The organism is Psychrobacter sp. Pi2-51 (genome assembly GCF_904846665.1).
Lineage (GTDB): Bacteria > Pseudomonadota > Gammaproteobacteria > Pseudomonadales > Moraxellaceae > Psychrobacter > Psychrobacter glaciei.
On sequence record NZ_CAJHBP010000002.1, the window covers coordinates 27,935 to 40,620 of the forward strand.

12 protein-coding genes are annotated in these 12,686 nt (G+C 43.4%); 4 read left to right on the top strand and 8 right to left on the bottom strand.

Going from position 1 to position 12,686, the window contains the following annotated elements; all coding sequences use genetic code 11:
* Nucleotides 1–75 precede the first annotated feature (75 nt).
* The gene (gene guaA, locus JMY08_RS01265; protein ID WP_201589055.1) at nucleotides 76–1,680 is read left to right on the top strand and encodes a glutamine-hydrolyzing GMP synthase; all 1,605 of its coding nucleotides are present in this window, start codon (nucleotides 76–78) and stop codon (nucleotides 1,678–1,680) included.
* 174 nt (nucleotides 1,681–1,854) lie between these two features.
* Here guaA and JMY08_RS01270 read toward each other — a convergent pair whose 3' ends face one another.
* Nucleotides 1,855–2,700 carry an abortive infection family protein gene (locus JMY08_RS01270; protein WP_201589058.1) on the bottom strand — a complete coding sequence of 282 codons (846 nt, stop codon included), beginning with the start codon at nucleotides 2,698–2,700 and terminating at the stop codon, nucleotides 1,855–1,857.
* 113 nt (nucleotides 2,701–2,813) lie between these two features.
* On the opposite strand from JMY08_RS01270, the gene JMY08_RS01275 reads away from it, so the two are divergent.
* Nucleotides 2,814–3,419, top strand: a complete 606-nt coding sequence (locus JMY08_RS01275; protein WP_201589061.1) for a hypothetical protein — start codon at nucleotides 2,814–2,816, stop codon at nucleotides 3,417–3,419.
* A 74-nt stretch (nucleotides 3,420–3,493) separates the two neighbouring features.
* Here the strand turns inward: JMY08_RS01275 and JMY08_RS01280 are convergent, their stop codons facing one another.
* From JMY08_RS01280 to JMY08_RS01310, 7 genes are all read right to left on the bottom strand, one after another.
* Nucleotides 3,494–4,498, bottom strand: a complete 1,005-nt coding sequence (locus JMY08_RS01280; RefSeq protein ID WP_201589063.1) for an oxidoreductase — start codon at nucleotides 4,496–4,498, stop codon at nucleotides 3,494–3,496.
* 66 nt (nucleotides 4,499–4,564) lie between these two features.
* Nucleotides 4,565–5,542, bottom strand: a complete 978-nt coding sequence (locus JMY08_RS01285; RefSeq protein ID WP_189583816.1) for a zinc-binding dehydrogenase — start codon at nucleotides 5,540–5,542, stop codon at nucleotides 4,565–4,567.
* A gap of 276 nt (nucleotides 5,543–5,818) precedes the next feature.
* A complete protein-coding gene (locus JMY08_RS01290) occupies nucleotides 5,819–6,796 on the bottom strand; it encodes a zinc-binding dehydrogenase (RefSeq protein WP_189583813.1) in 978 nt (325 codons plus the stop codon).
* A gap of 312 nt (nucleotides 6,797–7,108) precedes the next feature.
* Entirely contained in the window at nucleotides 7,109–7,747 is a 639-nt protein-coding gene (locus JMY08_RS01295) for a GDYXXLXY domain-containing protein (RefSeq protein WP_189583810.1), read from the bottom strand.
* Entirely contained in the window at nucleotides 7,744–8,991 is a 1,248-nt protein-coding gene (locus JMY08_RS01300; RefSeq protein WP_201589066.1) for a DUF4401 domain-containing protein, read from the bottom strand. Before JMY08_RS01300 ends, JMY08_RS01295 begins: the two co-directional genes overlap by 4 nt.
* Nucleotides 8,988–10,124 (bottom strand): DUF2157 domain-containing protein, encoded by a 1,137-nt coding sequence (locus tag JMY08_RS01305; RefSeq protein WP_201589069.1) that lies wholly within the window; start codon nucleotides 10,122–10,124, stop codon nucleotides 8,988–8,990. Before JMY08_RS01305 ends, JMY08_RS01300 begins: the two co-directional genes overlap by 4 nt.
* Nucleotides 10,125–10,217: 93 nt before the next feature.
* A complete protein-coding gene (locus JMY08_RS01310) occupies nucleotides 10,218–10,472 on the bottom strand; it encodes a DUF2798 domain-containing protein (RefSeq protein WP_201589072.1) in 255 nt (84 codons plus the stop codon).
* Between the two features lie 295 nt (nucleotides 10,473–10,767).
* Here JMY08_RS01310 and JMY08_RS01315 point away from each other — a divergent pair, with 295 nt between their 5' ends.
* Nucleotides 10,768–11,493, top strand: coding sequence for an aspartate/glutamate racemase family protein (locus JMY08_RS01315; protein WP_201589075.1), 726 nt, complete (start codon nucleotides 10,768–10,770; stop codon nucleotides 11,491–11,493).
* 198 nt (nucleotides 11,494–11,691) lie between these two features.
* Nucleotides 11,692–12,636: an alpha/beta fold hydrolase gene (locus JMY08_RS01320; protein WP_201589079.1), complete on the top strand. Its 945-nt coding sequence runs from the start codon at nucleotides 11,692–11,694 to the stop codon at nucleotides 12,634–12,636.
* The last annotated feature ends 50 nt before the right edge of the window (nucleotides 12,637–12,686 follow it).

Sequence of the window (12,686 nt, forward strand, 5' to 3'; positions counted from 1 at the left end):
CGCATCTAATAGCCAATAGAGAGCGTAAACTTGTTAAAATAGGCCACCAATTTATTTATTGATGGACATCGATTTATGACCACTGCCGCTGCCACTTCTGCAATACCGACTATCAAGCAAGACCGCATTCTTATCCTCGATTTTGGCTCGCAGTACAGCCAGCTTATCGCCCGCCGTGTGCGCGATTCTGGGGTGTTTTGTGAGATGCTACCCTTTGATATCGACACTCAGCGCATTACTGATTTTGGTGCCAAAGGCGTTATCTTGTCAGGCGGCCCTGAGAGCGTACACGCAGAGAATAGCCCACGTATCAACGATGCGGTGTTTGACTTGGGCGTACCAGTACTGGGTATTTGCTACGGTATGCAAGCGATGGCAGATCGTTTTGGCGGGCAGGTTCATGCCAGTGATATCCATGAGTTTGGCGCAGCGACGATCAACATTAATGGCACTTCTACCTTGACCGATGGTATCGAAGATGCGGCTGGCACGCTCAATGTTTGGATGAGTCATGGCGATAAAGTAATTGAAGCACCACAAGGCTTTGACATCGTCGCGAGTACGCCAAGCTGTCCGATTGCGATTATGTCCAATGATGACAAGCAATATTATGGTCTACAGTTTCATCCAGAAGTGACCCATACCTTGCAAGGTCAAGCGTTGCTTGGTCGTTTCGTTCATCAAATCTGCGACTGTGCAGGCGATTGGACGCCAGACAATATCGCTGATATGCGTATCGCCCAGTTAAAAGAGCAAATCGGTGACAAGCAAGTATTGCTAGGTCTATCAGGCGGTGTCGATAGCTCAGTGGTCGCAGCGTTATTGCATAAAGCGATCGGCGATCAGCTTACCTGTGTATTTGTAGACAACGGCTTGCTGCGTCTGAACGAAGGCGACCAAGTCATGCAAATCTTTGCAGAAAACATGGGCGTTAAAGTGATTCGTGTTGATGCAGAAGATTTGTTCTTAAATGCATTGGCAGGCGAGTCTGATCCAGAGAAGAAACGCAAAATCATTGGTAAAACGTTCATCGACGTATTCGCTGAGAGCGCGCGTCAAGTGAGTGAGCAGAGCGATGGTAAAGTCGTTGAGTTCTTGGCGCAGGGTACGATTTATCCTGACGTTATCGAATCAGCTAAATCACATCAAGGCAAAGCACACGTGATTAAGAGCCATCATAACGTTGGCGGTTTGCCAGATGACTTGGCATTTAAGCTGATTGAGCCATTACGTGATTTGTTCAAAGATGAAGTCCGCAAACTCGGTGTTACTTTGGGTCTACCAGCCAAAATGGTCTATCGCCATCCTTTCCCAGGTCCAGGTTTGGGCGTGCGTATCCTTGGTGAAGTGACCAAAGAATATGCGGATATCTTGCGTCAAGCTGATGCGATATTCATGGCAGAGCTAGAAAAATCAGGCTGGTACGACAAGACTGCACAAGCATTTGCGGTATTCCAACCCATTAAATCGGTCGGTGTGGTCGGTGATGGCCGCCGCTATGCGTGGGTAATCGCGCTACGTGCAGTTGAGACTGTAGACTTTATGACGGCTCGCTTTGCGCATCTGCCGTATGATTTGATTGAGACCGTATCGAACCGCATTATGAATGAAATCGCTGAAGTATCACGTGTGACTTACGATGTTTCGAGTAAGCCACCTGCGACGATTGAATGGGAATAACATCAAACTAAAAATCTGATTAGCGTCGTCAAACTCGTTCAGCCTACTTGATGTAGTGCTATTACTTGTTTTCCTCGCTACTCAAATTTTTTGAATTGATATACAGCTTGTCGTAAATGAAAAAACACTCAACTTGGTTGGGTGTTTTTTTGGTTTGAAAATCTACTTTCAAGATTAAATAAGTTCAATATTTTTTCTGTGCATGGAATCCTGTATATATCTAAATATAGTATACATTGCATTAACTGTAGCAGTTGCTTCTGGCACATCTAAAAGTTCATTCACATGGGAAAGACTAGCTTTGTTTCTTAAGGTAGAAAAAGCATCAATTGAATTAGCAAAAGACTGTAAGACTCTAGTAATTTCCTCAGACCTGTTGCCAGAAGCTTGTAACGCAGGATGAAAGCTTCTAAGCTCTTTAAAAGCTTTAGATACTGTCGGATCATCTGGCAGATTGATACTGTTGTCTATACAAAGTTGTACTAAGTAACCATGAAGCGCTGTATGAGCGCGATCAATTGCGCTAGATGAATCTACAGTTCCTGTCAAAGCCTTTGCATCACCTAAAGCTCTCATTACCGTAGTTGATACGGACTGACTAAATTCTGGAGTAGACACATTCCCTGTATTTTGGATTAATTGATCACCAATAATTTCATACTGAGCATTGTTGTTTTTCAAAATCTGATTAATATGTTGTACTTTCGGTACAGCAGCATTTTTACGTTCTAGTTCTTCTAAAGCCTCATATATAGCTGCTATAAAGTTAGGTGCGTCTTTAGCTGCATCATATGCTTGAGTAATCATGTCAGATTCTGCCCAATCTAGAGAAGAGCTGCGTGCATAGTAACTTCCCGACGCTTTACAAAAATATTGTTTTAATACTTCAACTATCTGGTATCGACTTGTAGGCCCTGAAATTCTCCCAAGTAGTACCATAAAATCATTTACAGCATTATCACTTAAAGCTGTTGTTGCGCCCATTGGAAATCTAAGCTCGCTAGCCATTTGAAGTGGCATCAAATACTCCGTGTTTTATAAATTTAAGTTGAATTTTAAACTACGATTAGTAATACTCAAATAAATATCAAATATACTATTTCTTATTTTAAGTATATATAGGACTATCTCAAATGGATAACGAAGAGAATAAACCGTTTAACTATGATCTAGTCGTACCAAAAGGTGGAAAAATAGATGGTCTAATATTTGAGAATGACTATGTCAACATTCCTATGACACTATTTTATAGTATAGAAGTTGAGCTAGACACGTTTGAAATTGATAATGAAGTTATTGATACTTCTTTGATTTTAGATTTCATAAGTTTTGACATCAATGATCTAAAGGAGCTCGAAAATCGAGCTTTTGATTTTCCGATTTATCCTGAGAAAAATTATATCGATGCTTCAGTTTATATATTATGGACACATCATCCTGTATCTGTATCAAAGCTAACTTTTGGAAAGGTAGAGAATGGTTATATATCAGTGACCATTGATTATAATATTGAGTATTTGCATTCGAATGTTCAAGACTCAGTGGTTAGAACATTGAGTACCACCCTTAAATTAGACAAACTATCTATTTACTCTGAAATACTAGAGCCGACTGAAGATAATTTTGCTAGTGCAATAAAGCTAATGTCCAATTTCTATAATATTGAAGGATTAGAGACGCCAAGAATTAACTGTAACGAATTTGACGTTAAAAACATTGTATTCGATATCAAACAATAATCTTTTAAAAAATAAAAAAAGCAGCACCTCAAAAGAGATGCTGCCTTTTATGTATAAAACTAGCTCTTAAAAACCTAACCCTTCACATTCACTACATAACGCCCAACCGTCTTGCTCGCCATAAAGCGATCTAAGTATTCAGGTGTTTGTTCAAGCGTAATCTCTTCGCCATAGCTCTCTAAATTAAGTAGTTTCATATCAGTCGCGACACGCTGCCAAATGGCTTCTTTGTCAGCCAGTGGAATATATACCGAATCGATACCCAATAATGACACCGCACGGGTGATAAAAGGTATCACAGACATCGAAAACTCAGCGCCGCCCGCCAAACCACAACTGGTTACCGCGCCGCCCGCCTTGGTTTGCTTGAGCAAGTTTGCTAAGTAATCGCCGCCTATGGTATCAATGGCATTTGCCCATAGCTCACGGCCGACAGGCTTGTTACCGATTTCATTGATGGTATCGCGATGACGTACTTCGCTTGCGCCCAATGCCTTTAAGTGCTCGCTTTGCTCAGGCTTACCTGAGAATGCAATGACCTCATAGCCGAGCTGCTTCAATATCGCGATACTGATGCTGCCCACGCCACCCGTTGCACCCGTGACAGCGACTGGGCCATCGCTTGGTTTTGCGCCCATTTTTTCTAACTTTTGCACACTTAATGCCGCGGTTAGACCGCCCGTACCGTAAATCATCGCTTCTTTTAATGTCAGCGACGACGGGCAGGGAAGCGCCCAATCGGCAGGGATAGAAATCATTTGCCCCAAGCCACCATCGGTATTCATGCCGAGATCATAGCCAAAGACCACGACTTCTTGCCCCTCTTTAAACGTGCCAGATTTATCACTGACCACGACGCCTGCCGCATCGATACCAGGAGTGTGTGGATACTCTCTAGTGATTCTCTTATTGCCCGATGCTGACATTGCATCTTTGAAATTCAACGATGAGTAATGTACTTCGATGAGTAAGTCGTTTTCTGGCAAGTCACTGACATTGCGCTCTTGAATACTTTTTTTAAATTCACCGTCGCTGGTTTCTTGGACGACTAAGGCTTTAAAGGTTTTATTATTAGACATGATACTATTCCTATTTTATTGCTTTTGTATTGAATGTATTTTCAACGAATCTCTTAAACCAGCAGCTTAAGGCTTAATCAATACTTTGCCTTTTTTGCCTGATTGTACCTTACCAGATACCGCTTCGTTAATATTGTCCAGCGTATAAATGCCGCCTGTTGGTAGCTTTAACTTACCGCTAGCGGCGCGCTCGATAAGCTCTTTTATTAAACGGCTTTTATTATCTGCATCCATCTTTTGCATCAATGCACCGCCCCAAAATCCTTTGAGTGTCGCTTGCTTAAAGATGAGATGAGTCGGATTGAGCGCGAGTGGCTGACCAGACATCGCACCCACTGCTGCTATGATGCCGCCATGACCGAGCAAGCTTAGTAAGTCACCACCAGACTGACCGCCGACAGAGTCGACCGCACCGCTTATTTTTGCATCGCCGATAAGTTGACGGACTTGATCTTTCCAGTCATCATCGCTCACCACGTTGTTTTCGGTGATACCAATCTCGGTCAGCTCGTTTGCTGACTCTTTACTACGCACGACGTTGATGGTATTGATACCGCGCTCAGCTGCCAACATCGCAAGCGATTCACCAACTGCGCCATTGGCGGCGTTTTGAATGACCCATTGACCTTTTTCTAGTTCTAAAAACTCAATGAGCATCAAGGCGCTCATCGGCATGGCAATAAGCTGCGCGGCCATTTCATCATCGATGGCGTCCGGTATAGGGATGACGCTGCTGGCAGGCGCGGTGAAGTACTCGGCCCATGTGCCTTCGACACCGGTGACCACCACACGTTGACCCGCTTGCATACCTTTGACGCTAGTGCCGATAGCATCAATAGTACCCACGGCTTCGCTACCAGCAAGAGCGGGCAGTTTTGGCTTGGTGCCATATTGGCCTTGGATAGTGATGAGGTCGTGGTTATGGATGGAGGATAAAATAGTCTTGATACGGACTTCGTTTTCTTTTGGCTCTGGCATTGGGCTGTCAGTGATCGTTAGTACGTCTGACGGTTTGCCAAATTCGTTGTAGGTTACGCTGCGCATACTTATATCCTTTTTTATTGTTAGATAGCTATCGTTAATTATTAATCTTTAAATGATGGTGATTAATCACTCATCAACCTTAGCAAGTAGGGCTTGATACCCGCAACCTGACTTTGGTAAATGAACGTTGCCCGCTGTTTATCAATATACTACTAGGTAAGTTATAAGCGGTAAGCTATAAAAAACTGCTCATAAAAAATGACAGCGCTCTCACTGTAAAGAACGCTGCCATTATCAATAAAAGTAAGGCTGGCTAAATGACAAGTTAACGACAGTTTAAGGCTTTAGCAGTACTTTACCTTTTTTACCCGACTGCAATTCGCCATCGACCGCTTTGGTGATATCTGCCAAATCAAAAGTAGCTTCAACAGGTAGCTTTAATTTGCCATCGACCGCCCGTTCAATGAGCTCATTTACTAGACGCTGCTTATGCTTCACGCTCATCTCTTGGCTGAGCTTGCTGCCCCAAAAGCCTTTCATTATGGCTTGTTTAAAAATCATATCAGTAGGATTGATGGCCATGGGCTTACCTGACATCAGACCAAAAGAGGCCAAAGTACCATAATGGCCCAGCAAGGATAATAGCTCGCCACTGTTCTCACCGCCGACGGAATCAACCGCTGCACTGATGGCCTCATCACCGACGATATGACGGACTTGATCCTGCCAGTCTTCATCTGAGGTGTTGATATTGTTTTTGATCCCCAACGCTTCCAATTCTTTTATTGCGTCACTGCTGCGCACCACGTTAATGGTTTTGATACCGCGCGCCGCTGCCAGCATCGCAAGCGACTTGCCGACTGCGCCATTAGCAGCGTTATGGATGACCCATTGACCCGGTTGTAATTCTAGGAATTCAATCATCATCAGAGCGCTGAGCGGCATCGCGATAAGTTGCGCAGCCATCTCATCGTTCAGACTGTCGGGTACAGGAAATATCATATCGGCTGACGCTACGAAGTATTCCGCCCACGTCGCTTGTACGCTCGCTGCTGCCACACGCTGTCCGACTTTTAAGCCTTTGACTTCACTGCCAACCGCATCGATGACACCAACTGCTTCAGAGCCACCAATCGCTGGCAGTTCTGGCTTGAAGCCGTATTGACCGCGAATAGTGAGCAGGTCATGGTTGTGAATAGAGGCGAGGGTGGTTTTGACGCGTACCTCATTGGCTTTGGGTTCTGGAGTAGGACTGTCGCCTAAACTGAGGACTTCCGTGGGTTTGCCAAAGTTGCTATAAGTTGCACTACGCATAAGGTATTCCTTTATTTATTTTTGAGTGTAGTCAATCCTATATAAGTCAGATACAGCGTCAGGCTCGCTTAGTCTACTACTTGTAGTACTTTCACTCGCCTTTCTTGTATCCAAATTATGTTGAATCAACGATATTTTTTTGATTATGTATAGGGATTGGTCATGGCTGCTAGGGCATGTCCTCATATTAAAAATGAGGATGCGCCCTAGTCATAAGCCAAGATCTACAGTAACAAGGGATGCTTAAGTACCTCAATATTACTTTGGTTAAGTGATGTTGTTGCTTACTCTTATTTGAATGTTCAACAGACCCTAACCTTGAGGATTATTTTGTATTGCCTCATTTTCAACACTCTTAACTTCAGGCTCAATCACTTTAAACACTCCATCAACCATATCTGTGAGTAGCGGCTCGCCCTTATCATTCACGCGAAACAATCCATACTCTGCCATCTCAAACGCTTCAGCATGACCTTCTTGGAAGAAGAAAGCGTTGGTCGCCAGCTTCAATTTGTTATTGCGCACGCGGTAGTGAAGCGCTATTTCATTCGATGCTACATTGTCCGGCTTAGCATCGACTAAACGGCTGAATGTACCGACGTTATTTTCATCTAAAGTGACGATGACATAGCCTTCACTAGCTTTAATATAGTATTCGTTTTCTGGAAGTCTCTCGTTTAATTGGTCAAACACATCACGCTCTAACGCATAGCTTAAGGTCATATAATCGCCTTGCATAAAGCCGCGCGGATCAATGGGCGCAAGCTCTAATAGCACGGTATCACCAGTAGCCAAATGGGTCTCAAACTTTGCGACATTAATGGTCATTATGGCTAATATTATAATCAAACCCAGTAGCGCAACGCTGATGGTGAATGTACGCTTTTGCCACCATGGTAGCGGCTTGGCTACAGACTTTTGCCCTAGCAATGAATCATTTTTTTTATTCATGACAAGCGCTCCTTCTCGTTAGCCACCAATGCTTCACCACCCCCTTTTCTAATCCCTTTTCTAATCCCTTTGCTAATCCCTTTGCTAATCCCTTTGCTAATCCCTTTGCTAATCCCAAAATAACGTTTAATCAGCAGCCAGCGCATCAGTAATAAGCCGATACCAATGGTGAGCATCGAAGCGGACTTCAATAGCAAGGACGTATCAAGCTGATAATAATACCAAAAGACATAGCTCACCAACGCCACTATGCCAAGCCCTAATAGCACCCGCTGGCTATTGGCAATCGCGATGACGATGATAAGGCTGGTCGCGAGTAATCCTGAGACATAGATTGACATAGCACCTAATATAACGATGGCAAAAGTGATGATGACTCCTGCCGCTGACAGCCGTTTGACTGAATAGCGCTTAAGGATAAGCAAAGCAGCATAAAGGCTGGCAAGCGTCAGTAAACCTTGTGCGAGGTAGTAATTATAGCTAAAGGTGTCGCCATAATTATCAAGGCTGCCAAAGCTAGCAGGGCTACCTCCATATTCAGCCGCGATAAAGTAGACCGAAACGCTGAGCAACACTAAAGCGCTGGCATAGGAGAGCGCTTTGCTAATATCAAAGGCCACCGATCGCCATTTAACAGAAATGCGCTGTAATATTGAATAGCGTTGTAAGTTGGCAACGACAGTCATAAGCGCCAGTAGCCCTAAGCTTAACTCGGGCAGGTGATAGAAGTTGAGTAGATAGATTACACAGCCCAGCGCTACCATAGCGCTTAATAGGCGGTAAATAAAATTGGGCATGACGATTGTCATAAACAGCTGTATAAGTAATAGGATGATTACATTTACGGGCTGTTCAATCTCATTAGTCAATAAGGCAAAGGCGATATAACCTTGACCAGCGATAGTAATCGCAAAGGCTAAGCTGTTCCAGAATGGGCTATGACGTAAATGGGCATTATAAAATAAAGACCAGCCAATAGCGCTCAATATGCCGCCAGTAACCAATACTCCAATGATACTGTCAAAAATCTCAGTCTCAAATAATATTAACGTCAAAAATCCAATGAATAATAAACTGGCAAATATCCCACTAAGACCAAAAAGGATGTTGATAAACCAAGGAGTATGCTCTTCAGATTCAGTTTGGTTTAACAAGCTATCGTTCCTATTTTGCTCGTTAATAAATCCGTGCTGTTGTAATAGCAAAAGGCTACGACGTTGCTCATCGTTCATATCATTAGTCATAATTGCTCCCTTTTAACGGTGGTATGGGGCAAATTGTTCTCGTTTTTAAGACGCGCAACTTTGCGTAGCCAGACGACGGCATAGGAGCTCATACCGATCAGTACCAGCCCTAACAATAAGAAACCGCCAGCGTCAAAATCACTCAGCAGTGCTTTGCCTAAAATAAAGACAACAACCGCAATCACTGAGCCTGACAGGTAAGTCAACATCAGCAAATCAGTCGTACGCTTGCGGAACCGCCAATGCATAAACACACACCAACTTAGCCATAAAGAAATCGCGACTAAGAACAGCAGAATATTTTTATTATCAAAAAAAGTGCTTATCGTTAGATAAGTGATGGTATACGTACTGAGTAGACCGACGACATAGGTACTCCAATGTAGGCTGGATTTGGCGGCAGTATGGAGAGTAGTTGAAGAATTGAATTTGCTATTGATAGCAATATCAGTAGTAACGCTAGAAAGGCTCAAGTCAGAAAGGCTTAAATTAGAAAGCCCTGAATCACGTTTGTCTTCAAAGCAGATCAGCCATAAATAAAAAGCGATAACATTAATAACTGTGATTAAGGTGAATTGCCAAAAGTCTTGGTAATAGTAATCTATGCCAAAAAACAATGACGTATCGATATAAAACAAAGTGACAGTATTAATCAGCCCAAGCCACAGCAGCCAAAGTGCAGGGAAACGGGCGATAATGACCCAAGGTATGATTAATACTGCCCAACCAAAGAATAGCTGCCATGTATCCGCACCAGTCTGATACACCTGCCCAAATAGCGCCAATAAACTACCCGTAATAATACTAGCGATGAGCAATAACAACTGCCGAATAAAGGCAAAGCGCTGACGAAAAGACAGCGCTACATAAAGCGCGATAGTAATGGCCAAAGCGCCTTCGACTAAGGCGAACTTGGCTAATTTACCCATGTATAGCCAGTTATAGGCGATAAAGAAAACCAGCGAAAGTACCAACGCTACTCCACCGACAATCAAAAGCGCTTTATCAAAAAATTGCAGCCAAGTGCGCTTGCTGGGATAAACGTCTAAAAGTAGGGCTGAGGTATCTGCCTTTTCTGTAGGAAGTGTACCTTGGTTGAGCAACTGCTCGATTGTACGCCTTGATTGAGTCATAGCGCCCTCTATATAAAAACGGTGTGGCTTATCTTAGCTGTTTTTATATGGTAGGGGTGGACTTAAGTTTAAAATTTATCTGGCTCGTTTAACTCAATAAAACTCAATTCTACTCAACACATGCTCCTGCACTAGGTAGGCGCAGATATAAGCGCTGGGCCACGCAAAAACAAAGGCCAGTCCCCATGAGTGCAGTAGCTCCATAAAGAAACCATCTATAAAGCCTACCTTGACCAATATCAATGCCGTCGAGATAATGAGCGACATCATCATCGCCATCAAACCCGTAAAAATAAGTCGGTAGTACTTACGGCGCGTGCGTATTCTAATAGTGGGAAAGTTGGCCATAGTATTCGGTTGTCCTACATGGTTATCGCGATGTTCAGCCTATGATGCTGGCATATATTATGTATATAATTTTTAGATGATCAATGATCATAACTGACAAAGCAGTTGGCTATCAGCGTTTATCATACTCTGTGAAATCGAGCAGGTAAAATCGTTATTACTCATCTCAAAGTTCGCCATATCTTAACGACCCTAATGTTTATCTTAAGAAAGCATTTTTTCAAAAATTAGCAGGCTTTAGTATGCTATTTTTGCTAAGATAAAATCGATCACCACAAATAAATAAGGCAGTAAAATGACCGCTCAAAAGCAACGACACTCTCAACAAAAAACCTTAGGGATCATCGGCGGTATGAGTTGGGAGAGTACCGAGAGCTATTATCGTCTGATTAATGAAGGGATAAAGGATAAGCTGGGCGGATTACATTCAGCAGATTTGCTCATACATAGCGTAGACTTTGGCCCCATTAATGAGCTCCAAGAGCAAGATGAATGGGCTGAGCTGGGTGTAATAATGGCCAGTAGTGCTCAGCGTTTACAAGCCGCTGGCGTAGACGGGATAATGATTGCTTCTAATACGATGCACAAATTGATTGATGACGTGCAAGCCGTGACCAGTGTACCCGTGATTCATATCGCTGATGCGACGACTGACGCTATCAAAAAGCAGAAGCTAACTAAAATCGCATTATTAGGTACGCAGTTTACGATGACCCAAGATTTTTATAAACAGCGTTTAATCGACGCAGGTTTGCAAGTGTTTATCCCTGAAAGTGATGAGCGCACAGAGGTACATCGGATTATCAAAAAAGAGCTATGCGTTGGTCAATTTAAAGACAGCTCGCGTCAGTATTATAGCCAAGTGATTAAGGATTTAGCCGCACAAGGGGCAGAGGGCGTGATATTAGGCTGTACTGAGATTGGACTGCTCATTAGCCAAGCCGATAGCCCAATACCAGTGTTTGATACGACGGCCATTCATGCGGCAGCGGCGGTAGCATTCTTGCTGGGTGAAGACTAACGCATTTCATCCATTCGCTGATTTAAAATACTATCAATTGCATAGAACAGTATCGATTGAATAAAGTAGATACCTTAATATCCTCGTTGTTGTAAAAACATTGACTTGCGCGTAATCATAAACCAATTTGCCATAAATGGGCTTATGCTAAGATTAAGTATTCAAGATGATTTGCCAACCATAAACGAGGATGTTTCAATGACATTACTGCGCACGAGTTTAGCTGCTCTACTGACTCTTTCTGTTGTGGGATGTACGACGCCCAATAGTTTTACCGTCGCCACGACCCAAAAGCTCGTACAGTATGAGCGCAATAAATCAGACCTTGAGACCAAAGCTATGACGCTGGCATCTGGCGAGCAGATGACTTATCTAGAGGGCGGCAACTTAGCTGGCGAGCCTTTATTATTGATTCATGGTTTTGGTGGTAATAAAGACAACTTTACCCGTATTGCCGATAAATTAGGAGATTATCATCTGATTGTCCCTGATTTATTAGGTTTTGGTAACTCTAGCAAGCCATCAGAGGGAGACTACCGCGCAGATGCTCAAGCAAAGCGCCTGCACGAATTGCTACAAGCCAAAGGGTTGGCATCCGCTATTCACGTCGGGGGCAACTCGATGGGCGGTGCTATCAGTGTCGCCTATGCAGCGATGTATCCTAATAGTGTCAAAAGCCTATGGTTATTGGACAGTGGCGGATTTTGGTCAGCCGAGACACAACGAGAGTTCAAAGCGTCAGACCTTGATAATAGCCCGTTATTGATTGACAACACTGAAGAGTATTTTGCGATGTATAAGACGGTCATGTACAAGCCGCCTTATGTTCCCAAAAGCGTGCAAGCGGTCTTTGCACAAGAAAGCATCGCCAATCGGGCGCTAAATACTAAGATACTCAAGCAGATCATTGAAGACAATGTAGAGGCACGCGCCAAAGTGGTCGCTCAATACAATATTCCGACGTTAATCGTTTGGGGAGAAGAGGACAAGGTCATAAAACCTGAAACTGCCAAAATAATGAGCGAGCTGATGCCACAAGCACAAGTCATCATGATGTCGGAAGTGGGTCACGTGCCGATGGTAGAAGCGGTGGAAGATACGGCGAAAGATTATAAAGCGTTTCGTGCAGGACTAAAGAAGTAGTAATTTAGAAAAATTATGCTCAAAAAAAGGAACACTAGAATCAATGTCTG